General features: G+C 69.8%; 25 protein-coding genes. 12 read left to right on the top strand and 13 right to left on the bottom strand.

All coding sequences use genetic code 11. The annotated features are described in order from the left end of the window. Positions 1-27: 27 nt before the first annotated feature. The 5 genes from QZ749_RS22990 (at position 28) to QZ749_RS22970 (ending at position 5,795) form a co-directional block, all read left to right on the top strand. Complete coding sequence (locus QZ749_RS22990) at positions 28-363, top strand: KGG domain-containing protein (RefSeq protein ID WP_296951992.1); 336 nt, start codon at positions 28-30, stop codon at positions 361-363. 217 nt (positions 364-580) lie between these two features. Further along, the gene (locus tag QZ749_RS22985; protein WP_296951989.1) at positions 581-1,102 is read left to right on the top strand and encodes a M48 family metallopeptidase; all 522 of its coding nucleotides are present in this window, start codon (positions 581-583) and stop codon (positions 1,100-1,102) included. 268 nt (positions 1,103-1,370) lie between these two features. Continuing rightward, positions 1,371-2,606, top strand: a complete 1,236-nt coding sequence (locus QZ749_RS22980) for a porin (protein ID WP_296951987.1) — start codon at positions 1,371-1,373, stop codon at positions 2,604-2,606. 1 nt (position 2,607) lies between these two features. Then, positions 2,608-3,045, top strand: a complete 438-nt coding sequence (locus QZ749_RS22975) for a phosphate ABC transporter substrate-binding protein (protein WP_296951984.1) — start codon at positions 2,608-2,610, stop codon at positions 3,043-3,045. After that, complete coding sequence (locus QZ749_RS22970; protein ID WP_296952032.1) at positions 3,045-5,795, top strand: EAL domain-containing protein; 2,751 nt, start codon at positions 3,045-3,047, stop codon at positions 5,793-5,795. The genes QZ749_RS22975 and QZ749_RS22970 overlap by 1 nt, the downstream gene beginning before the upstream one ends. Positions 5,796-5,814: 19 nt before the next feature. Here the strand turns inward: QZ749_RS22970 and QZ749_RS22965 are convergent, their stop codons facing one another. The 4 genes from QZ749_RS22965 to QZ749_RS22950 all read right to left on the bottom strand — a co-directional run bounded on the left by QZ749_RS22965 (position 5,815) and on the right by QZ749_RS22950 (position 8,979). Then, positions 5,815-6,354: a TIGR00730 family Rossman fold protein gene (locus QZ749_RS22965; RefSeq protein WP_296951981.1), complete on the bottom strand. Its 540-nt coding sequence runs from the start codon at positions 6,352-6,354 to the stop codon at positions 5,815-5,817. Between the two features lie 23 nt (positions 6,355-6,377). Beyond that, entirely contained in the window at positions 6,378-7,061 is a 684-nt protein-coding gene (locus QZ749_RS22960) for a TetR/AcrR family transcriptional regulator (RefSeq protein ID WP_296951978.1), read from the bottom strand. A gap of 67 nt (positions 7,062-7,128) precedes the next feature. Then, positions 7,129-8,049, bottom strand: a complete 921-nt coding sequence (locus QZ749_RS22955; RefSeq protein WP_296952029.1) for an alpha/beta fold hydrolase — start codon at positions 8,047-8,049, stop codon at positions 7,129-7,131. 177 nt (positions 8,050-8,226) lie between these two features. Next, entirely contained in the window at positions 8,227-8,979 is a 753-nt protein-coding gene (locus tag QZ749_RS22950) for an RNA methyltransferase (RefSeq protein ID WP_296951976.1), read from the bottom strand. Between the two features lie 172 nt (positions 8,980-9,151). On the opposite strand from QZ749_RS22950, the gene QZ749_RS22945 reads away from it, so the two are divergent. From QZ749_RS22945 to QZ749_RS22915, 7 genes are all read left to right on the top strand, one after another. Further along, positions 9,152-9,934: an inositol monophosphatase family protein gene (locus QZ749_RS22945; RefSeq protein WP_296952026.1), complete on the top strand. Its 783-nt coding sequence runs from the start codon at positions 9,152-9,154 to the stop codon at positions 9,932-9,934. Between the two features lie 361 nt (positions 9,935-10,295). Then, positions 10,296-11,813: a DEAD/DEAH box helicase gene (locus tag QZ749_RS22940; protein WP_296951974.1), complete on the top strand. Its 1,518-nt coding sequence runs from the start codon at positions 10,296-10,298 to the stop codon at positions 11,811-11,813. 230 nt (positions 11,814-12,043) lie between these two features. Then, the gene (locus QZ749_RS22935; RefSeq protein WP_296951972.1) at positions 12,044-12,481 is read left to right on the top strand and encodes a MarR family winged helix-turn-helix transcriptional regulator; all 438 of its coding nucleotides are present in this window, start codon (positions 12,044-12,046) and stop codon (positions 12,479-12,481) included. Continuing rightward, complete coding sequence (locus QZ749_RS22930; protein ID WP_296951970.1) at positions 12,478-13,773, top strand: MFS transporter; 1,296 nt, start codon at positions 12,478-12,480, stop codon at positions 13,771-13,773. The genes QZ749_RS22935 and QZ749_RS22930 overlap by 4 nt, the downstream gene beginning before the upstream one ends. Positions 13,774-13,866: 93 nt before the next feature. Then, on the top strand, positions 13,867-14,652 hold the full coding sequence (gene otnI / locus QZ749_RS22925; protein ID WP_296951968.1) for a 2-oxo-tetronate isomerase: 786 nt from the start codon (positions 13,867-13,869) through the stop codon (positions 14,650-14,652). A 110-nt stretch (positions 14,653-14,762) separates the two neighbouring features. Then, on the top strand, positions 14,763-15,626 hold the full coding sequence (locus QZ749_RS22920; protein WP_296951966.1) for a hypothetical protein: 864 nt from the start codon (positions 14,763-14,765) through the stop codon (positions 15,624-15,626). A 22-nt stretch (positions 15,627-15,648) separates the two neighbouring features. Further along, on the top strand, positions 15,649-16,239 hold the full coding sequence (locus tag QZ749_RS22915) for a hypothetical protein (protein WP_296951963.1): 591 nt from the start codon (positions 15,649-15,651) through the stop codon (positions 16,237-16,239). Positions 16,240-16,314: 75 nt separating this feature from the next. Here the strand turns inward: QZ749_RS22915 and phbB are convergent, their stop codons facing one another. From phbB to QZ749_RS22870, 9 genes are all read right to left on the bottom strand, one after another. Continuing rightward, positions 16,315-17,061 carry an acetoacetyl-CoA reductase gene (gene phbB / locus QZ749_RS22910; protein WP_296951959.1) on the bottom strand — a complete coding sequence of 249 codons (747 nt, stop codon included), beginning with the start codon at positions 17,059-17,061 and terminating at the stop codon, positions 16,315-16,317. A 112-nt stretch (positions 17,062-17,173) separates the two neighbouring features. After that, positions 17,174-17,422: an RNA-binding protein gene (locus tag QZ749_RS22905; RefSeq protein WP_296951957.1), complete on the bottom strand. Its 249-nt coding sequence runs from the start codon at positions 17,420-17,422 to the stop codon at positions 17,174-17,176. Between the two features lie 12 nt (positions 17,423-17,434). Then, a complete protein-coding gene (fabI, locus tag QZ749_RS22900) occupies positions 17,435-18,208 on the bottom strand; it encodes an enoyl-ACP reductase FabI (protein ID WP_296951954.1) in 774 nt (257 codons plus the stop codon). Next, on the bottom strand, positions 18,205-19,398 hold the full coding sequence (locus QZ749_RS22895; protein WP_373896852.1) for an acetate/propionate family kinase: 1,194 nt from the start codon (positions 19,396-19,398) through the stop codon (positions 18,205-18,207). Before QZ749_RS22895 ends, fabI begins: the two co-directional genes overlap by 4 nt. Before the next feature lies 1 nt (position 19,399). Beyond that, complete coding sequence (locus tag QZ749_RS22890; protein ID WP_296951952.1) at positions 19,400-20,350, bottom strand: phosphate acetyltransferase; 951 nt, start codon at positions 20,348-20,350, stop codon at positions 19,400-19,402. Positions 20,351-20,447: 97 nt separating this feature from the next. After that, a complete protein-coding gene (locus QZ749_RS22885) occupies positions 20,448-21,002 on the bottom strand; it encodes a hypothetical protein (protein ID WP_296951950.1) in 555 nt (184 codons plus the stop codon). Positions 21,003-21,135: 133 nt separating this feature from the next. Then, positions 21,136-22,002, bottom strand: coding sequence for a zinc-dependent peptidase (locus QZ749_RS22880; protein ID WP_296951948.1), 867 nt, complete (start codon positions 22,000-22,002; stop codon positions 21,136-21,138). Positions 22,003-22,015: 13 nt separating this feature from the next. Next, on the bottom strand, positions 22,016-22,780 hold the full coding sequence (locus tag QZ749_RS22875; protein WP_296951945.1) for a glutathione peroxidase: 765 nt from the start codon (positions 22,778-22,780) through the stop codon (positions 22,016-22,018). 162 nt (positions 22,781-22,942) lie between these two features. Further along, positions 22,943-23,557, bottom strand: coding sequence for a winged helix-turn-helix domain-containing protein (locus tag QZ749_RS22870; protein WP_296951942.1), 615 nt, complete (start codon positions 23,555-23,557; stop codon positions 22,943-22,945). Positions 23,558-23,934: the final 377 nt, after the last annotated feature.

The following is a 23,934-nucleotide window of genomic DNA, read 5'->3' as shown; positions in this document are numbered from 1 at the left end:
TTCACCGACAGGCACAAGGAGATCGATATGGCGACAAGCAAGGAAGGCGGCAAGGCCTCTGCCGACGCCGGCGGCAGCGAGCAGAAAAGCCAGCCGGCCAAGCGCGGTTTCGCTGCGATGGACCAGAACCAGCAGCGTCAAATCGCCAGCAAGGGCGGCCAGGCCGCCCACCAGAAAGGCACGGCGCACGAATTCGATTCGGAAGAAGCGCGCCGGGCGGGCCAGAAAGGCGGGGAAGTCGTCAGCCGCAATCGCGCCCACATGGCCGACATCGGCCGCAAGGGCGGGGAAAGCCGGCAGTCGGCCAACCGCGCCGCCGCGGCCGCGAAGGCCGCCAATCGCCAGGGCGGCAAGGAGGAGTGAGGCAGCCCCCGGCGGTCCGGCCGCATCCCGGCCGGACCGCCGCGCGCCTGCCACCGCGCCTGCCACCGTGCTCCTTCCACCACGCCCCGGCCATTGCGTTCCTGCCACCGCACCCGTGGCACGCTCGTACGCGCGTCGCACCATCCTCCTACCATTCCTGCACCGTCGCCGTACCAGGCGCGCGCCGCCGTGGCAGCCATGGTAGAGTGCGCGTGCTATGTCCCACATGAAATACCTGAGCGCCTATCCGGCCCACCTGCAATCCCAGGTCGAGCGCCTGATCGCCGAAGGCCGCCTGGCCGACCACCTGCTGCAGCGCTATCCCGCCACCCACGCGATCCGCACCGACAAGGCCCTGTACGGCTACGTGCAGGACCTGAAGGACGACTACCTGCGCAACGCGGCCCCGGTCTCGAAGGTCGCCTACGACAGCAAGATCGGCATCGTCCAGCAGGCGCTGGGCCTGCACACGGCCATCTCGCGCGTGCAGGGCGGCCGCCTGAAGGCCAAGCACGAGATCCGCATCGGCACCGTGTTCCGCGACGCGCCGCCGGAATTCCTGCGCATGATCGTCGTGCACGAACTGGCGCACCTGAAGGAAAAGGACCACGACAAGGCCTTCTATCAACTGTGCTGCTGGATGGAGCCGCAGTACCACCAGCTGGAGTTCGACCTGCGCCTGTACCTGACGCAGCTCGACCTCGACGGCAAGCGCCTGTGGGGGCAGCAGGCGCCGTAAGCCGGCTGTTGCCGCATCGCAACAACTATCAAATTCATCATATTTCTTTCCGAAATACCATCGACTTTTGCCGAAACCGGCATTACAGTCGAGCTCCGCGCGATCGCGCCACGGCCTGCCCCGTCCCGCACGGCCGCCGAATCCTCGTCCAGCAGACCCGTCCGACCCCCGCGATGCCGCCGGCGTCCCCAGAAAGCGAACCATGCAGCAACGACTTCGTCCTTTTTCCCTGCCCGTCCCCGTACGCGCGCGGGGCGCGGCCCAACCGTTGGCCCCGATCCTGGCCATAAGCCTGGCCCTGGCCCTGGCGCCGGGCCGGGCCGCGGCGGCCGCGCACGCCGACGAGACGCCGTCGTGGTCGGTGTCGGGATTCGGCACGCTGGGCGTCGTCCATTCGAGCGAGCGGCTGGCCGACTACACGTCCAACGCCATCAAGCACTCGGGCGCCGGCGCCTCGCAGCGCTGGAGTCCGGACGTCGACAGCCGGCTGGGCATGCAGCTCGACCTGCAGATCGACAAGCGCTGGTCGGCCGTGGTGCAGGTGGTGAGCGAGCAGGGGCCGGACAACAGCTACCGCCCCAGGATCGAGTGGGCCAACGTCAAGTACCAGCTCACGCCCGAACTCGCGCTGCGCCTCGGCCGCGTCGCCCTGCCCCTGTTCCTGACCGCCGACTACCGGCGCGTCGGCTATGCCTATCCCTGGGTGCGGCCGCCGGTGGAAGGCTATGGCGTGGTGCCGGTCACCAGCAGCGACGGCGTCGACGCCACGCTGCGCTGGAACGCCGGGCGGCTGCGCCATACCGCGCAGGTGTTCTACGGCCACGACGACGTGCCGCTGGCGCCGCCCATGCGCGCCCGCGCGCGCGGCATCGCCGGCATCTCGCACACGGCCGAATGGGGCGCATGGAGCGTGCGCGCCAACCTGTTGCGCGCCGAGGTCTCGAGCGACCTCGCGGCCCCGCTGTTCCGCGGGCTCGACGCCTTCGGCGCCGCCGGCCGGGCGATCTCCGGGCGCTACGAGATGGACCACAAGGACATGCGGGTGGCCAACGTCGGCGTCGACTACGATCCCGGCGCCTGGTTCCTGATGGCCGAGGCGGGCCGCACCCGCACCGATTCCTTCCTGGGGTCGACGCGCAGCGCCTACGTCAGCGCCGGCTGGCGCCACGGCAGCTGGACGCCGTACGCGACCTGGGCCAGGGTGCGCGCCGCCGGCCTCGCGGCCGAAACCGGCCTGCCGCTGGACGCGCTGCCGGCCCAGGCCGTGCCCGCCGCGGCGGCGCTGAACGCCGGCCTGGCCGCGCTGCTGGCCAGCATCCCGCAGCAGTCCACCCATGGCGTGGGCGTGCGCTGGGACCTGCACGCCAATGCCGCGCTCAAGCTGCAGTACGACCGCGTGACGCCGCGCGCCGGCTCGCGCGGCACTATGATCAATCCGGCACCCGGCTTCCGCTCGGGACGCATGGCCCACGTCGCCAGCGTCGCCCTCGATTTCGTCTACTGACATGCGTCCGCCCATTTTGCTACGCCGCCTCGGCACCGCCCTGGCATTCTTCCTCGCGGCCGGCGCCGCCCATGGCGCCGACCTGGTCGTGATCGTCTCGGCGAAGAGCGCCGTGACGGCGCTGCGCCCCGACCAGGTGGCCGCGATCTTCCTCGGCCAGACGGCGCGCTTCCCCGACGGCGTCGAGGCGGTGCCGCTCGACCAGCGCCTGGGCTCGCCGCTGCGCGACGCGTTCTACGAGCGCGTGACCAGCAAGACCCCGGCCCTGCTCAAGGCGCACTGGTCGAAGCTGGTGTTCACCGGCCGCGGCCAGCCGCCGGCCGAGATCCGCGACAGCGCCGCCGTGCGGCGCCGGGTGGCCGACGATCCGGACGCCATCGGCTACATCGAGCGCGGCGCGGTGGATGCCAGCGTGCGCGTCGTGCTGGTGGTGCAATGATGCGGCTGCCGTCCTTCCTGCGCTCGGCGCGCCTGCGCCGCCTGTTCGGGCGCTCGCTCGAGACCCACGTCGCCCTGCCCCTGTTCGCGCTGGTGCCGCTGGCGGCGATCTGGATCGGCACCTTCCACCTGGTCGACGCCGAGCGCATGGCCGCCGCCGACGCGGCGCGCGACGCCGCGCGCGAACAGGTCGACACCTACGAGGCGCAGATGGCGCGCAACCTGAACGCGATCGACCAGACGCTGAAGGTGGTCAAGTACGCCGTCGAGCACGACGGGGCGCCGGCCGCCCTGCCCGCCCTGCGCCGCCAGGGCCTGCTGCCGCCCGGCCTGGTATTCCAGGTCAGCATCGCCGACCGCGCCGGCCTGGTCGTCGACAGCCATCCGGCGGTGCCGGCGCGCGACGTCTCGCACGAACCCTTTTTCACGGTGCACCAGCACGACGACGCCAGCGAACCCTACGTCAGCCGCACCCGCAGCGACGCCGCCGCGGCCGATCCACGCCTGCGCTTCACGCGCCGCATCAACGACGGCTACGGGCGCTTCGCCGGCATCGCCGTCGTCGAGGTCGACCCGGCCTACTTCACCAGTTCCTACGACCGCACGCGCGAGGGCGAACTGGGCCTGCTGGCGCTGGTGGGCGACGATGGCGTGGCGCGCGCGCTGCGCATCGGCGACCAGGTGTCGTGGGGCCAGCGCATCGACCTGTCGCGCTTCGGCGAACAGGTGCGCGCCGCCCTTCCCGCGGGCCCGGACGGCGTCGTGCGCCATGCCAGCGTGCGCCGCCTGCACGGCTTTCCGCTGAGCGTGCTGGTCGGCCTGGCCGAGCACGAGCAGATGGCGCTGTACGCGCAGCACCGCCGCACCTACCTGGCCGCGGCGGCGGCCGGCAGCGCCCTGCTGGTGGCGCTGGTGGCGATGATCAGCGCCTGGTCGTGGCAGCTGGCCAAGGCGCGCCGGCGCGAGCGGCGCGCCCACGAGACCTATGCGGCGGCGTCGGAGGCGAGCCTGGACGCCTTCTTCGTCCTGCGCAGCATCGCCGGCGACGACGGCCGGATCGTCGACTTCCTCGTCGAGCACACCAACAGCCGCGCCGAACAGGTCACCGGCATCCCCACCGCGGCGCTGCTGGGCCGCATGATGGGCGACCTGCTGCCGTTCTACCGCGTCAACGGCATGTTCGAGCAGCTGGTCCAGGTGGTCTCGGAAGGCAAGGCCGTGGAAACCGAGTGGCAGGCCAGGACGGGACCGGCCACCGGCCACTGGCTGCAGCGCCAGATCGTCCCGGTCGAAGGCGGCGCGGTGGCGATGGTGCGCGACATCAGCGAGCGCAAGCGCGCCGAGGAACGCATCCGCCACATGGCCCACCACGACGAGCTGACCGGGCTGCCGAACCGCACGCTGATCCGCGACCGTCTCGACGAGGCGATCCGCAACGCGCAGCGTACCGGCGGCCAGCTGGCCCTGGCCTTCGTCGACCTGGACGGCTTCAAGCTGGTCAACGACGGCCTCGGCCACAACGCCGGCGACGCGCTGCTGCAGGTCGTGGGCGCGCGCATGCAGTCCTGCCTGCGCCGCACCGACACGCTGGGCCGCATGGGCGGCGACGAATTCGTGATCCTGCTGCCCGACGTGAAGGGCGATCCGCTCGGCCTGACGCCGCTACTGGAAACGATCCGCCAGGCGGTGACGGAGCCGGTGCAGATCGACGGCCAGGCCGTGCAGGTGAGCTGCAGCACGGGCGTGGTGATCTACCCGCGCGACGGCGAGGACCCGAAGACCCTGATGATGAACGCCGACGCGGCCATGTACCGGGCCAAGGAACTCGGCAACAACAACTTCCAGTTCTACACGCGCGCCATGAACGCCAGCGTGGAAGAAAAGCTGGTGCTGCTGGAAGGTCTGCGCAAGGCCATGGAGGCGACGCTGCTGGCGGGCGACACGACGGCCGGCGCGGCCGTCCCCGCGCCGGCGGGCATGTTCCACCTGCTGTACCAGCCCAAGGTCGACCTGCGCACCGGGCGCATGTTCGGCGTCGAGGCGCTGATCCGCTGGCGCCATCCGGAGCACGGCATGGTGCCGCCGCCGCGCTTCATCGGCCTGGCCGAGGAGTCCGGCCTGATCGTCGCCCTGGGCGAATGGGTGGTGCGCACCGCGTGCCGCCAGGCGCAGGCCTGGCGCGCGGCGGGGCTGCCGGCGCTGACGGTGTCGGTGAACGTGTCGGCGCGCCAGTTCGAGGAACGGCGCCTGGTCGAGCGCGTGGCCGGCGCCCTGCGCGAGAGCGGCCTGCCGCCCAGCGCGCTCGAACTCGAGGTCACGGAAAGCCTGCTGATGCGCGACATGCACCAGGCGGTCGAGCGCATGCGCGAGCTGAAGGCGATGGGCGTGTCGCTGTCGATCGACGACTTCGGCACCGGCTATTCGAGCCTGTCGGCGCTGAAGTCCTTCCCGATCAGTACCCTCAAGATCGACAAGTCCTTCGTGCGCGACCTGGGCCACTGCGCCGACGACCAGGCCATCGCCCTGGCCGTGATCTCGCTGGGCCACCGCCTGCACCTGCGCGTGATCGCCGAGGGCGTCGAGACCGAGGAGCAGCGCGACTTCCTGCGCGCCAACGACTGCGACGAGATGCAGGGCTACCTGTTCAGCCCTCCGGTGGCGGCCGAGCAGATCGCGGCCCTGCTGGCGCAGCAGCAGCAGCAGCAGCAGCCCCGCGGCCACGACGCCGCCGCGCCGGCACTGGCGGCCTGAGCGCCGCCCGGCGCGGCGTTCAGGCGCCGCGCAGCCGGCCGATCAGGGCGTCGGGGTCTTCCTCGACCTGCAGCAGCGCCGCGTGCGCCGGGCGCACGAAGCCCTTGTCCACCATCTGCCCGGCGAAGTCCACCAGGCCGTTCCAGAAGCCGTCCACGTTGTACAGGCCGATCGGCTTGGCGTGGATGCCGAGCTGGGCCCAGGTCACCATCTCGAACAGTTCTTCCAGCGTGCCGAAGCCGCCGGGCATGGCGATGAAGCCCTCGGCCAGGTCGGACATCATGGCCTTGCGCTCGTGCATGTCCTTGACGACGAACAGCCGCGTCAGGCCGGCATGCCCGACCTCGCGTTCGAGCAGCGCCTTGGGGATCACGCCGGTGGCCTCGCCGCCCAGGCGCAGCACCTCGTCGGCGATCACGCCCATCAGGCCGACCTTGCCGCCGCCATAGACCAGCGCGATATTGTGCGCGACGAGCGCCTGGGCCAGTGCGCGCGCGGCCGTGGCGTAGCGGGGATCGGCGCCGGAAGAGGCGCCGCAGTAGACGGCGATCGATTTCATGGGTTCTCTCGGTGGGGGCAGGGTCAGTCCTGGCGCGCTTCCGGCGGCAGCTTCTTCAGGTAGTCCTCGGACAGGCGCTGGAACAGCGCGTGCGTCTCGCCGCGCAGGTAGGGACCGACCATCGACAGCACCTGGTAGCAGCCGCGCGCCAGCGCGTCGGCGATGGCCTGCTGCTCGCTGTACTTGCGCGGGTTGCGCACGTACTCGTAGGACAGCCAGTAGGTGGCCACGACCACCATATTGGTCGCCATCGCGCCGATCTGGGCGTCGCCGGCCTCCAGCGAGCCTTCGCTGCGCAGGTCTTCGCACAGCTGGCGCGCGACCTTGATCTTGTGCGCCAGGATCGCCTTGAAGTGCAGTTCCAGCTTGCGGTTGCGCGACAGCAGGTCGTTCAGGTCGCGGTAGAAGAAGCGGTACTTCCAGATCAGCTCGAACATCAGGTGCAGGTAGGTCCACACGTCTTCCATGTTCGAGCGGCGCCCGGCCGGTACGGTCAGGATGCGCTCGATCTCGGCCTCGAACTGCACGAAGATCGAATTGACGATGTCGTCCTTGTTGCGGAAGTGGTAATACAGGTTTCCCGGAGAGATGTTCATCTCTTCGGCGATCACGGTCGTCGTGATGTTCGGTTCGCCGAACTCGTTGAACAGCCGGAGCGACAGCTCGAGGATCCGTTCGCGGGTACGGCGTGGCGCTTTTTGTTGCATGGAAGACAGCATGGTTGGATTGTTCCGCAAGGATATCACCGACCGGGGCCTGCCGGCCACCGACGGCTCAGGCCAGCGCCTCCAGCGCCTCCAGTTCCTGCATCACCGCCGCCAGCACGCGCGGGTTGCGGCCGAGGGCCACGTGGCCGACGCCGCCGAAGCCGATGTTGCGCGCGCCGGGCAGCTCGCTCGTGGTCTGCGGCGACACGATATTGTCCTGGTGGGTATAGATCGACGTGACCAGCGCCCGCGTCTGCGCCGTCTCGGCGGCGGCCAGCGCGCGCAGCCACGGGCTGTCCATGCGCATCTGGAGGGCGTTCGTGCCCGGCCCGAAGCGTGCCAGCGCGGTGCCGTGGTGCGGCGAGCCGAGCGTGACCACGCGCGCCACGCGCGCCGTGCCGTAGCGGCGCATCCAGGCGCGCGCCACCAGTCCCCCCATGCTGTGGGCGACGATGGCCACCTGCGGCGCGCCGGTGGCGGCGCACAGCGCGCGCACGCGCTGCTCGACCAGCTGCGCGAAGTCGTCGATGTCGCCGCCGACCGGTTCCAGGTCGACGCCGGCATGGCTGATGCGCGCCGCATCCAGCAGCGGCACCAGCCAGGCCCAGTAGCCGCTGTTGCAGCCATAACCATGGATCAGCAATACCGGCGGGTGCGTGCTGTCCGCATGCACGCGCAGCGCCGCGCGGCCGCGCGGCACGTGCCAGGACGTGACCAGCATGCTGCAGCGAAATTCCTCGAGAAACAGGCGCAGGCGTGCGCGCCAGTCGAGGCGGTAGGGCTCCGGCGTGGGACTCGCGGCGCGCGACGACAGCAGAAAATTGTTCAGGTTGATCGCCAGCCGCACCAGCACGACGCCCCCCAGGCCGGCGAGCAGCGCCGCCCACGCCGGCGCCCCGAGCGCCAGCGCGGCGCCGGCGACGAGCAGCGCAAAGACGGCCTGCAGGACCAGGATCCCCTGCAGCAGGCGACGCGCGCTCCGGACCATCACGCCGCCGGCGCCGCGGCAGGCGCAAGAAAGAAAGGGCAAAGAATCGGCATGCCATGCAGTGTAAACGAAACCCGCCACCGCGCCGTCAAGCCCCGCAGAACCACTCCTCGACCTGCCTCAAACCGGGGTCAGAGCCCGGCTCTGACCCCGGCTCTGACCCCGGTTTGATGGAGGTCAGTCTTTGCGCAGCATCTGGCGTGCGATGCCGCGCAGGATGTTGACTTCTTCGGTTTCGAGCTGGGTGCGGGCGAACAGGCGTTTCAGGCGCGGCATCAGCTTCTTCGGGTTGTCGGCGTTCAGGAAGCCGATCGCGACCAGCGCTTCTTCCAGGTGGGCGTACATGCCCTCGATCTGCGCCACGCTCGCCGCTTCGCCGTGGAAGCCCACGCCTTCCTGCGTGCGGTTCTCGCCCTGCGCCGCCAGCCGGCATTCGTAGGCCAGCACCTGGGCCGCCTGCGACAGGTTCAGCGAGGCATAGTCCGGGTTGGCCGGAATGTTGATCAGGATATTGCACTGCTCCACGATCTGGTTCGGCAGGCCGACGCGCTCGTTGCCCAGGATGACGGCCGGACGCAGGTCGGCGTGGCCCGCCGCGTGCGCGGAGAAGGCGCGCGGGGTCCACACCGGCGGCGAGAATTCGCGCAGGCGCGCCGAGACGGCCGCGGCGAAATTGCAGCCGTCCAGCGCCTCGGCGATGTTGCCGACGATGCGCGCGCCCTGCAGCACGTCGATGGCGCCGCTGGCGAAGGCGACCGCTTCCGGATCCTGCAGCGGCGCCTCGCAGCGCGGCGACACCAGCACCAGGTCGCTGAAACCCATCGTCTTCATGGCGCGCGCCACCGAGCCGACGTTACCGGCACGACTGGTTTCCACTAACACAAAACGCAGGCGTTTGAAAAGAGATATATCAGTTTCGGTCGGGTTCATTTACAATAGCGGCATCGCGCGGTGACGAGCGTTGGAATACGGGCTGCAAGGTCCGCGATTTTAACGGCTTCGGCACAGCTTTGCTCTTTATAATTTTCTCTCGTCCAGATCGTTCACGGCGCCAGCGCGCGGTGGGCGTCAGCATTTATTTACGGAAGCTTTCATGCACCCAATGCTCAACACGGCCATCAAGGCCGCCCGCCGCGCCGCGACCGTCATCAACCGCGCCTCGTTCGACCTCGATCGCATCACCATCAGCGAAAAAAGCCATAACAACTTCGTCACCGACATCGACCAGGCGGCGGAACAGGCCATCGTCGAGACGCTGCTGAAAGCCTACCCCGACCACGCGATCCTGGGCGAAGAGACCGGCGCGTCGAGCAACCTGAACGACGAGAGCGAATACGTCTGGATCATCGATCCGATCGACGGCACCACCAACTTCCTGCACGGCTATCCGAACTTCTGCATCTCGATCGCGCTGCAGCAGCGCGGCGTGATCACCCAGGCCGTGATCTACGACCCGGTGCGCAACGACCTGTTCACCGCCTCGAAAGGCGGCGGCTCCTACCTGAACGACAAGCGCATCCGCGTGCGCAACCCGGACCGCATCAACAAGGCCCTGATCGGCGCCGGCCACGGCGCCGAGCCGCGCCAGCTGGCCGAGTACCTGCGCATGTACGAAGTCGTGGCGGCGCGCTGCCACGGCGTGCGCTCGGGCGGCTCGGCCGCGCTGGAGCTGGCCAACGTGGCCGCCGGCCGCGTCGACGGCTTCTTCGAGAAGGGCCTGAAGATCTGGGACATCGCGGCCGGCTCGCTGCTGGTGACCGAAGCCGGCGGCATCGTCGGCGAGTTCAACGGCGAATCGCAGTACCTGAACAAGGGCGACGTGATCGCCGCCGGCCCGAAGGTCTTCGCCGGCATGGTCAACCTGCTGACGCCGTTCGCAGGCTGATCCTTTTTCCCGGCCGACGGCGGGCTTTGCGCCTTTCGCGTAGAATACGCCCCCGTGTAAGTCCGGGGAGTGCCGCGGGCCTGCTTGGCCGCGCGGCATTTTCCGCCGCGGGCTTCGTGCAAGCCCGCCATCGTCCACGAGGCGCCATGCCTCCCCGCCCGCACCGGCGCGCCCTGGCGGCGCCAGCCGCGCTAGAATTTCCTTAGCGAAATATTTTTAAATAATCCACGTTGCCGCGGCATGTCGCCGCCGGTGGCGTCTTGGCGGTCCGGCTCCAGTACCGGCCACCCTGTGTCGTGCAATCCGATCGGCTGGACTGGCGCCCTTTGCCGGGCGACGGGCCGATCCCTATAGAAAACCTATGTCATTCAATACTCTCGGTCTGTCCGACGCCATCGTGCGCGCCGTCACTGAAGCTGGCTATACCGCCCCGACCCCGATCCAGGCCCAGGCCATCCCGGCCGTCCTCGGCGGCGGCGACCTGCTGGCCGGCGCCCAGACCGGCACCGGCAAGACCGCCGGCTTCACGCTGCCCATGCTGCACCGCCTGTCGACCGACAAGGTCGGCGCGGCGCTGACCAACAAGACCTCCAAGCGCGCCATCCGCGCCCTGGTGCTGGCCCCGACCCGCGAACTGGCCGCCCAGGTCGAGGAAAACGTCCGCATCTACGCCAAATACCTGAACCTGAATTCCGCCGTGATCTTCGGCGGCGTCGGCATCCACCCGCAGATCAAGATGCTGGCCAACGGCGTCGACATCCTGGTCGCCACCCCGGGCCGCCTGCTCGACCACGTGTCCCAGGGCACCATCAAGCTCGACAAGATCGAGATCCTGGTGCTGGACGAAGCCGACCGCATGCTCGACATGGGCTTCATCCACGACATCCGCAAGGTGCTGGCCGTGCTGCCGCCGCAGCGCCAGAACCTGCTGTTCTCGGCCACGTTCTCGGACGAGATCAAGGCCCTGGCCGACCGCCTGCTGGACAACCCGGCCATGATCGAAGTGGCGCGCCGCAACTCGACCGTGGAAGTGATCGCCCAGAAGATCCACCCGGTCGACCGCGACAAAAAGCACCCGATGCTGGCGCACCTGATCAAGACCAACGACTGGAAGCAGGTGCTGGTCTTCACCCGCACCAAGCACGGCGCCAACAAGCTGGTCGAACAGCTGGGCAAGGACGGCATCGGCGCGATGGCGATCCACGGCAACAAGAGCCAGTCCGCGCGCACCAAGGCGCTGGCCGAGTTCAAGGACGGCAGCCTGACCGCGCTGGTCGCCACCGACATCGCGGCGCGCGGCATCGACATCGACCAGCTGCCGCACGTGGTCAACTACGACCTGCCGAACGTGCCGGAAGACTACGTCCACCGCATCGGCCGCACCGGCCGCGCCGGCGCCACCGGCGAAGCCGTGTCGCTGGTCTGCGTGGACGAGCACCAGATGCTGAAGGACATCGAGAAGCTGATCAAGCAGACGCTGCCGCGTGAAGTGATCACGGGCTTCGAGCCGGATCCGACCGCCAAGGCGCAGCCGATCCAGCTGCGCAGCGGCGCCCCGGGCCACGCCAACCGCGGCGGCGGCCGGCCGGGCGGCAACCGTGCGGCCGGTGGCGGCGGCAATGCCGGCAACGGTGGCAATGGCGGCAACGGCGGCAAGCCGCGCGGCCAGGCGGCACCGTCGGGCCAGCGCAGCGGCGCGGGCGGCGGCAACGGCGGCGGTGCGCGCAGCGGCGGCAATGCCGCGGCGCTGCTGTCGGGCCGCGGCGGCCAGCCGGCCAGCCGCGGCAATGGTAACGGCGGCAACGGTGGCGGCGGCAACCGCGGCGGCCAGGGCCGCGGCCCGCGCCCGGCCGGCCAGCGCTCGGGCGGCGAACGCTGATCCCCTGGCGCTTCCGGTTTACCGCTGGTAGCAAGACCGTCGCCCCGTCGCAGGACGGGGCCCAATTTCGCGCGTTTCGACTGCGCTGAAAACCTGGGCCCCGTCCTGCGGCGGGGCGACGTTGTTCGGGTCCCACAAGCGACATATAGTTGAGTACTCAAGTACTTGCAAACCATTGCAAGAGCACATATACTTGATCACTCAACCATCACGCAAACACTGGAGGCCCCATGAGCACCGACACCCTGACCACCGAATTCTCCCTGCGCATGGCGCGCGCCTGGGCGACCCTGTCGCGCCGCCTCGACAACGCGCTGGGCGGCCACCACGGCATCAGCTTCGCCGACTACCAGCTGTTGCGGCACCTGCAGCAGGCGCCGGGCGGGCGCCTGCGCCGCGTCGACCTGGCCGACAAGCTGGGCCTGACCGCGTCCGGCGTCACCCGCTCGCTGCTGCCGCTGGAAAAGATCGGCCTCGTCGGGCGCCAGAGCGACCCGCGCGACGCCCGCGTCGGCTACGCGATCATCACGCCGGCAGGGGCCGAACTGGTCACCAACGCGACGGTCGTCGTCGACAACATCAGCCGCGCCGTGCTGGGCGGCCCGTCGCGCGCCCAGCTCGAGGCGACGTCCGCGCTGCTGGCCCAGATCGCCGGCGTGCCGCAATGAACGCCCGGGCGGACGCGGCCGCCGGCCGGGGCGCGCTGCTGCGCGACGCCAATTTCGCTTGGCTGATGGGCGGCGGCGCCGTTTCCGCCCTGGGCGACCAGTTCACCCTGATCGCCCTGCCCTGGCTGGTGCTCAAGCTGACCGGCGATCCGGTCGCGCTGGGCCTGGTCGTGGCGCTGATGGGCGTGCCGCGCGCCGTGCTGATCCTGTTCGGGGGCGCGCTGGTCGACCGCCATTCCCCCAAGCGCGTGCTGATGCTGACCAAGCACGTGAACACCGCCCTGCTCGCGATCCTGTGCGTGCTGGTGTGGACGGCGCAGGCGACCTTGCCGGTCGTGGTGGCGCTGGCGCTGGGCCTGTCGCTGGCCTCGGCCTTCAGCATCCCGGCCGGCACCTCGATGCTACCGCACGCCATCGCGCCGGAACGCCTGCAGGCGGCCAACGGCATGATGATGGCGATCCGCCAGGTGACCACGCTGGCCGGGCCGCTGCTGGCCGGCCTGCTGTTCGTGCTGGGCGGCGACGGCAGCGCCGGCATGGGCAGCGCGCGCGGCCTGGCGCTGGCCTTCGGCGTCGACGCCTTCACCTATGCGCTGTCGGCGTGGACCCTGGCCCGGGTCCGGCCGCGCACGGTGGCGGCGGCGCCGCCGCAGCCGGTGCTGCGCGCCATCGGCGCGGGACTCGCGCTGGTCTGGCGCGACCGCACGCTGCGCACCTGCTTCGTCTACTGGGGACTGTGCGCCTGCATCGTCGGCGGCATCATGCAGGTGGCGCTGCCGCTGCTGGCGAACGAGCGCCTGCACGGCGCGTCCGCGCTGGCCCTGTTGATGGGCGCGCACGGCGCCGGCGCGCTGGCGGGCATGGCCCTGTCCGGCATGTGGGGCCGGCGCCGGCTCGGCAACCTGGGCACGACGCTGCTGGCGGTGGACGCCGTCGTCGGCCTGCTGCTGGTGCCGCTGGGGTTCATCACCGCCAGCTGGCAGGGCATGGTCGTCAACGTCGCCATCGGCGTGCTGGGCGGCTTCGTCAACGTGGCGGTGTTCACCTGGCTGCAGCAACGCGTGCCGCAAGCCATGCTGGGGCGCATGATGAGCATCTTCATGTTCATCTTCATGGGCCTGGCGCCGCTGGCGGCCTCGCTGGCCGGCTGGCTGGCCGCGCGCATCGCGCTCGGCACGCTGTTCGCCGGCGCAGGCCTGGGCCTGGCCGGCGCCGCGCTGCTGGCCTGGCTGTTCACGCCGATGCGCGCGCTCGACGATGCGCCGGCGGCGAGCGCGCCGACAAACGGCTGAGCAGGCGTCCGACGCGCGCGCGGCGCGCGGCGTGGCGGCGGCAAATCGGCTAGCATGGAGGGCTGTTTCGTTCAATAAACAAGAAGAGCCCCCATGCCCCGTTTCGCCGCCAACCTGAGCCTGCTGTTCAACGATCTCGGCTTCCTCGAACGCTTCGCCGCGGCCCGCGCGGCGGGCTTCGACGGCGTCGAATTCCTGTTTCCCTACGCCTTCGAGACGGAGCAGATCCTCGGCCGCCTGCAACGCTACCAGCTGGAACTGGTGCTGCACAACCTGCCGGCCGGCGACTGGGCGGCGGGCGAGCGCGGCATGGCCTGCGATCCGCGCCGCATCGGCGAATTCCAGGACAGCGTCGAACTGGCGCTCGAATACGCCGTCGAGCTGGGCGTGAAACGCCTGCACTGCCTGGCCGGCAAGCTGCACCCGGCCGTGGCGCCGGAACGCGCCCACGCGACGTTCGTCGACAACCTGCGCTTCGCCGCCGCCAGGCTGGCGCCGCACGGCATCGACCTCCTGATCGAGCCGATCAACGACCGCGACGTCCCCGGCTACTTCCTGACGCACAGCCGGCAAGCCGCCGCCATCGTCGCCGAATGCGCCGTCGACAACCTGTTCCTGCAGTATGACGTCTACCACATGCAGCGCATGGAAGGCGACCTGGCGCACACGCTGCGCGAACTGCTGCCGCTGGTGCGCCACATCCAGGTCGCCGACGTGCCGGGCCGCCACGAACCGGGCACCGGCGAAATCAACTATCCCTTCCTGTTCGGCCTGCTCGACGAGCTCGGCTACGACGGCTGGGTCGGCTGCGAATACCACCCGCGCGGCGACACCGTCGCCGGCCTGGGCTGGCGCGAGCGACTGGCGCCGGCGCGCTGACGGTTAGGCGCGTATCGCTCAAGCTCTTGAGCTTGGGCAATATCGGCGCACGGCAGCTTTGAAAAAATGGGGCTTTTCGGGCACGGCCATTTGCCGACCAGAAAGGACCCATGGATTTCCGCCGCCTGTCCTCGCGTTGTTCCTTCCTGCTCCTGCTCGCCTGCGCGCTGCTGCTGGGCGGCTGCGCCAGCAACGGCCCGGTCAGCCTGGCCGAGGTGCGCGACTTCGCCGACGCCTCGGCGCGCCTGGGCGGGTACGGCGAGCTGTCGCGCCGCTACCGCGACACCTACGAGCGCGAGCAGCCCTACCTGTCGCCCGCCGCCGACCGCATCGCGAAAGAGAACGATGCGCGCCGGCGCGCCGTCTACGACGACTTCGTCAGCATCCAGAAAAGCGTGGTGCTGTACATGCAGACGCTCGGCGTGCTGGCCGGCGACGCCCGCTACGACCTATCCGAGCGCATCGATGACCTCGGCAACGGGCTGAAGGCGAACGCCGAATCCGGCCTGCAGCAGCGCCACGTCGCCGCCTACACCGGCCTGACGCGGCTGCTGACGCGGGTGATCGCGTCCGGCTACCAGAACCGCAGCGTGGAAACCATGGTGCGCGACGGCGACGCCGACGTGCAGGTGCTGCTGGAAGCGATGATCGCCCTGACCCGCCTGTACGCCAAGACCAACGAGAACGAGAAGAAGACGGTACTGGGCATCTTCGACGTCGAGATCCCGTTCTCGAGCAGGAACGCCGACCGCATGCTGGTGACGCTGGCCAAGGTGCACTACCTGAACAAGTCGACCGAGTACCGGCTGGTCGACAAGCGCTACGACGCCGCCCTGCAGGGCCTGACCAAGGTGGCGCTGGGCCACCAGAAGATGCGCGAGCACCTGAACGACCTGCGCGGCGACGAGGTGCGCAAGCTGCTGGCCGGCTACGGCCGCGACCTGCGCAACCTGCGCGATTCCCTGTCCGACTGACCACCGCTCCCGAGGAAACCGCATGGCCAACGACACGCCCACGCCCACGCCCACGCCCACGCCGACCCCCGCGCCGCCGCCGCGCCCGTCCGACCCGCAAACGCCTGCGCCGGCCGCCGCGGTCCAGTCCACGCCGCCGTCCGCGCCGCCGCCCTCGCCGGCCGAGGCGCTGGCCAGCGCGCGCCAGGTCGAGGAACTGGCCGACCGCCTGAGCGCCTGCGCCGACGATATCCACGCGCGGGTGATGCGCGACATCGGCCGCCACGGCGGCGGCAACGTGCCGGCCTCGGAACAGGCGGCCGCGCGCGCCCTGCTGGACGCCGAGATCGAACTGCGCCAGCGCGCCAACCGCCTGTACGCGGACGCCGCCGCCTGCATCGTGACGGCGCTGGGCCGGCCGCAGGCGCAGCTGGTGCAGCTGACGGCCGATGCCGCCGACAAGATCCGCCGGATCACGCACATCGGCGACGGCATCACGCTGGTGGCGCGCCTGCTCGGCCTGGCCGCCGCGGCCGCCAGCGGCCAGGCGGGGCCCATCCTCGTCGCGATCGACCGCCTCAAGACGCAGCTCGACACGAGCGCGCTGCACGAGCACCCACCCGCGGCCTCCTGACCGCGCCTCCCGGCGGTGGCCTCCCGGCGGCCCCGCGGCGTGCCGCCCGCGCCAGGCGGGGCGGCACGCGGTCTTTCAGCACATGTGCTGCCCGCCATTGATGGCCAGGTTGGCCCCGGTCATGAAGCCCGCTTCCTCCGACGCCAGGTAGGCCACCAGCCCCGCCACCTCGTCCGGCTCGCCGAGCCGGCCGACGGGGATCTGCGGCAGGATGCGGTCGCGCATGACGTCGGCGGGCACGCCGTCCGTCATCCTGGTGCGCAGGTAGCCCGGCGACACCGTGTTGACGGTCACGCCGTGGCGCGCCGTCTCCAGCGCCAGCGCCTTGGTGAAGCCGTGCACGCCGGCCTTGGCGGCCGCGTAGTTGGCCTGGCCGAAGGCGCCCTGCTGGCCGTTCACGGACGCGATGTTGATGATGCGGCCCCAGCGCTGCGCCAGCATCGGCTCGATGGCCTGCTTGCTCATGTTGAACACGCTGTCGAGGTTGGTGCGCAGCACCGCCTGCCAGTCCTCGCGCGTCATCTTCTTCAGGCTGCGGTCGCGCGTGATGCCGGCATTGTTCACCAGCACGTCGATCCGGCCCATCTCGGCCAGCAGCTTCTGCATCATCCATTCGCAGTCGCCGTAGTCGGTCACGTCGACCTTGTACGCGCGAAAACGGTAGCCGTCGTCGCGCTGGGCGGCCAGCCAGGCCTCCGGCCCGGCATTGCCCGGCGAATGGGTCGCCGCCACCCGGAATCCCGCATCCTGCAGGCGCCGGCAGATCGCCGTGCCCAGTCCTCCCATGCCACCCGTCACCAAGGCCACTTTTTGCTCTTGCATGGCGCATCGTCTCCTCTGGAAACTGCCGCGCGGCTGCGCAGCACGAAGCATCGAGTCTAGGATGCCGAGCAAAAGAAACTTTGAGACAGGTCAAAGCCAGACTGCTGTCGAGTCAGGTACCGGTCTGGTGCAGCGGGATATAGAGGCGCAGTTGCTTGCCGCGATGAAAAACGCCACGCAGGGCATTGCAGGCATCCCAGACGCGCTCGTAGGAATCGCCGACTTCGAGCAGCGCCCACGGACTGTCGGGCTTGCCGTCGCGGATCATGCACACGTGCTCGATCCGCAGGTAGCGCGACAGGTGCGCGCTGACGCTGTCCTCGCAATCGTCGCCGCACAGGCCGGACAGGACCACTTGCATGCCGCCTCCCGTTCAGGCCACGATGTTGAGGCCGCCATCGACGTAGACGGTACTGCCCGTCAGCCGGTGCGCATAGTCGGACGCCAGGTAGGCGCAGGTATTGCCGACGTCGACGATGTCGACCAGCTCGCCGAGCGGGGCGCGCGCCACCGCGTCGCGCAGCAGCAGCTCGAAGTCCTTCAGGCCCGACGCCGCGCGCGTCTGCAGCGGCCCCGGCGAGATCGCGTGCACGCGGATGCCGCGCGGCCCCAGTTCGTGCGCGAGGTAGCGGCAGGACGCCTCCAGGGCGGCCTTGACCGGCCCCATCACGTCGTAGTTCGGCACCACCTTCCGGGCGCCGTGGTAGCTCATCGCGAACAGGGTGCCGCCCGCCGTCATCAGCGGCGCGGCGCGGCGCGCCATGCGCAGGAAGGAGTGGCAGGAAATGTCCATCGCGCTCAGGAAGCCGTCCAGCGGACAATCCATCAGGCGCCCCTGCAACGCGTCCTTCGGCGCCCAGGCGATCGAGTGGACCAGGATGTCGAGCCGGCCGTGGCGCGCCAGCGCCGCGAACACGGCGTCCATCTGCGCGTCGCTGGTCACGTCCAGCGGCAGCAGTTCGGCGCCCAGGTCGCGCGCCAGCGGCTCCACGTAGGGCCTGGCCTTGTCGTTCAGGTAGGTCAGCGTCAGGTCGGCGCCGAGGCGGCGGAAGGCGAGCGCGCAGCCGTAGGCGATCGAGTGCTCGTTGGCGACGCCGACCACCAGCGCGCGCTTGCCTTCCAGGATGGGGTAAGTGGTTGCGGTCATGCGGGGCGCTCCATCAGGTCGAGGGTATGGCGGGCAATCATCAGTTCTTCGTCGGCGGGCACGATCCAGACGGCGACGCGGCTGTCCGGCCGGCTGATGCGCGCCACGCCGCGCGGCGCCGCATTCGCCGCCTCGTCCAGCGCGACGCCGAGCCAGGCCGCGTCGCGGCAGACGGCGGCGCGCAGGGCGACGCTGTTCTCGCCGATGCCTCCCGAAAACACCAGCGCGTCGAGTCCGCCCAGGCTTGCCGCCAGCGAACCGAGCTCGCGCCCGATGCGGTAGACCAGCAGGTCGATGGCCAGGCGCGCGCGCGGGTCGCCGCTCGCCTCCAGCGCGCGCATGTCGGACGAGATGCCGGACACGCCGAGCAGGCCCGACTGCTGGTACAGCATTTCCTGCACCCGGGCCACGTCCATGCCGAGTTCCTGGATCAGGTACAGCACGACGCCGGGATCGAGCGCGCCGCAGCGCGTTCCCATCGGCAAGCCTTCGACGGCGGTGAAGCCCATCGTGCTGGCGACGCTGCGTCCGCCCGCCATCGCGCACATGCTGGCGCCATTGCCCAGGTGGGCGGCCACGACCTTCGCCCGGGCCAGCGCCGGATCGGCCTGCGGCAGCCGGCTGGCGATGTATTCGTAGGACAGGCCGTGGAAGCCGTAGCGGCGCACGCCCAGGTCGGTCACCGCGGGCGGCAGCGCGAACGCCTGCGCCAGCGCCGGCTGGACGCTGTGGAAGGCGGTGTCGAAGCAGCCGACCTGCGGCAGGTGCGGCGCCAGCTGCGCCACCGCGCGCACGGCCGCCAGGTTGTGCGGCAGGTGCAGCGGCGCCAGCGGGACCAGCGTGTCCAGGTAGGCGAGCGCCTCCGCGTCCAGGCGCCGGGGGCCGCTGTAGTGCGTGCCGCCGTGGACGATGCGGTGGCCGGCGGCCAGCACGCGGTAGCCGCCCAGGTGGCCGGCCGCGAAGTCTACCAGGTAGCGCATGGCGGCGGCGTGGTCGAGCGCCTCGCCCCATTCCTCGGCGCCGATCGACGCGCCGGCGGCATCGCGGGCCGAAAAGCGCGTGGGGCCGCTATACAGGTTCTCGATCCTGCCCTTGAACGTCAGGTCCAGCCCGGCGCCGCTGTACAGCGAGAACTTGATGCTGGACGAACCGGCATTCAGGACGACGATGCCGTCGTTGGCGGCGATCATGTCAGCCGCCCAGCAGGCGCGCGTCGGCCAGCTTGGCGCGCGCCACCAGCACCGCCACCGCGCAGGACGCCAGGCGCGCGGCGACCGAGTCGGCGCGGCTGGTCAGGATCAGCGGCACGCGCGCGCCCAGCACGATGCCGGCGGCGGCCGCGCCGGCCATGAAGCTGAGGCTTTTCGCCAGCATGTTGCCCGCCTCCAGGTCGGGCGCGACCAGCACGTTGGCGCGGCCCGCGACGGGCGAGACGATGTGCTTGAGCGCGGCCGCCTGCATGTCGATCGCATTGTCCATCGCCAGCGGACCGTCGAGCACGGCGCCGGTGATCTGGCCGCGGTCGGCCATCTTGCACAGGGCGGCCGCGTCGATGGTCGACGGCATCTTGGCGCTGACGGTCTCGACGGCCGCGAGGATCGCCACGCGCACCTCGGGGAAGCCCAGCACGTGGGCCAGGTCGATCGCGTTCTGGACGATGTCCGCCTTGGCCTCCAGCGTGGGCACGATGTTGACGGCGGCATCGGTGATGATCAGAGGTTCGGCGCGGCCCGGCACGTCCATGACGAAGCAGTGGCTCAGGCGGCGCGCGGTGCGCAGGCCGGTGGTCGAGGACACCACGGCGCCCATCAGCTCGTCGGTGTGCAGGCTGCCCTTCATGAGCGCGGCGGCCTTGCCTTCGCGTACGAGTTCGACGGCGCGCGCCGCCGATTCGTGGCTGTGCTCGGTATCCACGAGCGGCAGGGCCGCCACGTCGAGGCCGGCCGCGTCGGCCGCGGCGAGGATGCGGGCGCGCGGTCCGACCAGGATCGGTTCGATCAGGCCCATGCGCGCGGCATCGAGCGCCGCCTCCAGCGCGTGGCCGTCGCAGGGGTGGGCGACGGCGACCGCGACGGGACCGATGCGCCGCGCCGCGGCGATCAATCGGTCGTAATAAGGGTGTGCCGGTTTCGACGCTTCCATGTGGACTCCGCTGATTGACGCGAGCCCATCATATCACCGCATTTTTGCCATAAAACAAATTTTTGCTGCGGTGCGACAAAATGTCCACCCGCTACCCTCAGCGGATGATGTCGGGGACGCTGGCCGGATCGAAGTCGGCCCAGTCGCCGTCGACGATATTGCCCTGCGCCCGCTCGAGCTGGGTGGCGCCCAGGCCGCGCAATACCTCGACCGCGCGGTGCTCCTGGGCCGGATCGTCGAAGGCGACGGCCACCAGCATGCCGGCATGGCGGTTCTCGACGGGGGCGCGGCCGCCCTCCTCCCGCTCGCCGGCGTCCTTCATCTTGGTGAAGCTGAACAGCGAACCGACGTGGGCGCCGACCAGGCCGCCCACCACGGGGCCGATCGGCCCGGTGAGCGGCGCCGTGGCCGCGCCCGCCACCGCGCCGATGGCGGCACCGGCGCCGACGCCCTGCGCCACGCCTTCGGGCGACTCCTTGGCGCCCGGTGACGTGATGTGGTCGCCGCCGATGGGCGTCATGTCGTGCTGGCCCGGCTGGCTCAGGTAGAAACCGCTGATGCGTTCGCTCTGGAAACCCGCGTCGGCCAGTGCGCGGCGCGCCTGGTCGACGTCGTCCTGAAGCTGGAAGTGTCCTGCGATGATGGTGGACATGGCCGACTCCTCTGCATTCGATGAGGCCCAGCATGCGCCCGCGCGGCCGCAAGGTCTGTACGAGAGCGCACGCAGCCCAGCGGCAGCGGCCCGGCGGGCGCCGCCGGGCGTGCCATGCGTGCCGGCCAGGCGCCTAGCGCCACTGCCCGTAGTCCACCGTCGCCGGCCCCGGCTCCACTACCGGCGCCGCGAACCAGGCGCGCGGGTCGACCCGGAAATAGGCCTGGAACTCGGCGTACAGCGCCGGGTGGCCGGCCGCCAGCGCGTGCGGCTGCTCGAAGAAGGTCTCGGTGGCGACGGCGAAGAATTCCGCGGGGTTGGTGGCGCCGTACGGGTCCAGCACGTCGCGGTAGCCCCAGATGGTGTCGCGCCGCAGCAGCGCGAAGTCGCGGCCCAGCGTCTCCGACCAGCTGCGGTAGCGTTCGGCGCTGCCGAGGATGGGCGCGCCGTTGTTGCTGCCCGATTCGCTGTCGAGCTGGTGCGCGAACTCGTGCAGCACGACGTTGTGCGTGCCCTCGGGCGCCAGGCCGGCGCGGCGCACGTGTTCCCAGGACAGGATCACGCGGCCGTCGCCCCAGGATTCGCCCAGCAGGTCCTGGCGCGTCTCGGTGACGACGCCGGCCTCGTCGGCCTCCTTGCGCGGCACCAGGAAGGCGCCGGGGTACACGAGCACCGCATGCAGGCCCGGATAGACGCGCATGGGACGGTTCAGCAGCAACAGGCAGGCCTGGGCCGCGATCGTCACGCGCATCTCCTCGGTCACCCCCAGCCCCGCGCAGCCGACGAAGGTCTTTTCGTGCAGGAACTGCTTGGTCAGGCGCTGCAACTGCTGCTGGAGGTCCGGCGGCATGCCCCGGTACTGGTCGACGTTGCGCTCGATCCAGCCCAGTTGCACCGGACTCAGGGGCCGGGCCAGCACGCGGCGCAGGCGCCAGCGCGGGACCTGCCAGGCCAGCAGCAGCGCCCCGGCGACGACGGCGCAGGCCAGTGCGGCTTCCATCGTGCCTCCCCGGTCAGGCGGCCGGCGCCGCGGCGGCCTTCGGCGCGAAGTGGGCTTCGACGGCATCGGCATTGCCGACCAGGCGGCCGCCGATGAACACCTGCGGCCAGGTCATTTCCCCGGAGACAGCGCGCAGGACGCTGGTGTTGATGGTGGCGTCCTGGGAGAGATCGGTGAAGACGACGCCATTGGCCTTGAGCACGGCCTTGGCGCGCGCGCAGTGCGGGCAGCCTGGCTTGGAAAAGATGACGACCGGCTCGCGCGGTTCGGCCTGCGGATTGATGTAGCGCAGCATGGTATCGGCGTCGGACACCTCGAACGGATCGCCTTCCTTGTCTTCCTCGATGAAGATCTTGTCGATGACGCCATCCTTGACCAGCATCGAGTAGCGCCAGGAACGCTTGCCGAAGCCCAGGTCGCGCTTGTCGACCAGCAGGCCCATGCCTTCGCTGAAGTCGCCGTTCCCGTCCGGGATCATGGTGATGTTGCCGGCTTCCTGGCCGCCCTGCCAGGAATTCATGACGAAGGCGTCGTTGACCGAGATGCAGACGATGTCGTCGACGCCGTTCTCGCGCAGCACCGGCGCCAGCTCGTTGTAGCGCGGCAGGTGCGCCGACGAACAGGTCGGCGTGTACGCGCCCGGCAGGGCGAACACGACGACGGTCTTGCCCTTGAACAGCTCATCGGTCGTAATGTCGCGCCATTGGTCGTTGGGACGCGCCTTGAACGTCACGTCGGGGACGCGTTTTCCTTCCAGTGATTCGGCATTCGGCAGCATGGATTCTCCTCGTTGGTCGTGGCGGCAAGGGCGCCGCCTGAGCGGGCATATGGGAACTCTTGCCGCCTTTTCAATTGGCAAGCAATAAAAAAACGCCACCGGCCGATGGCGGGTGGCGTCTTCGCGGTGCGGCCGGGGCCGCCCGGCATGCGGGATCCGGAATCAGGCGCGTTCCTTGGCGACCTGGTTCGGCGCCGGGCCGAACAGCGCGGCGACCAGCGGATCGCGGGCGACCGGGCTGCGGTTCACGCGGATCGCGTAGTGGGTGTCGTCGGCCAGGATGTGGAAGTGGCGGCCGGTGCCGGCCATGCTCTGCTCGCGCAGGCCCGGACGTTCCTTGCGCGGCGCGGCGCCTTCGCGCTTCGGCTGGCAGATGGCGCCCAGGAAGGCCTTGACGCGGTCCGGATCCGGGGAGATACGGTAGACGGCCTTGCCCAGGTAGGTGGCGGTGCCCTCGATGTAGCGTGCCAGTTCGATCACGCCGGCTTCGCGCAGGTCGCGGATGTATTTACGGGCGCCCGACGGCGAGAATTTCAGGAACCAGGCGATTTCGTCGGCCAGCATCTCGTGCGTTTGCAGCTCGCCAATCAGCTTCTGCATGTTCTCGATGCGGCGCTGGGTGGCCGAAGTCGACCGCACGCGTTCGATCGGCGCCAGCGAAATCGGGGCGCGCTCGGTCGGTTGCGGCGGGACACGTTCGATCAGTGCAGAATTGCTGGAAGTGTGCACTGCGTTGAGGTCGCCTTGCACCGCATTGTGGTGAGTCGCTGCATGCATATTGGTCTGCTCCGTATAAAAGACTGTGTTCTGGTGAGGCCCGGGACCGGCATGTGTCGTATGACCTGCTGACAACACGTCGGTTCCGCTTAACTGGTTACAAGATTGCCTGCCCTACCATGCCCGGTCTGTGCGCCATCCAACATTTCTAAAAATTTCCAAAAGTAATTTTTTGGCAGCGCGCCTTGATGCCGGTTAAAGACGAGGCCGCCAAAAGGCGTCCAGGAACATGCGTTTGATCAGTGCCAGAAATTGAACTCGACACCTCGACCGTCATCCAATGAATGTGCAAATCATGTTGATGTTGCATATTTGCAACGCTGCAACATGGCTTTCATGACATGGCGGAGAGGGCCGGAGGAGCGATATGACATGGA

It is taken from the genome of uncultured Massilia sp., from assembly GCF_913773735.1.
Classification (GTDB): Bacteria; Pseudomonadota; Gammaproteobacteria; order Burkholderiales; family Burkholderiaceae_D; genus Telluria.
The sequence above is the reverse complement of the archived record's forward strand: the minus strand, read 5'-3'. Positions and strand labels throughout refer to the sequence as shown.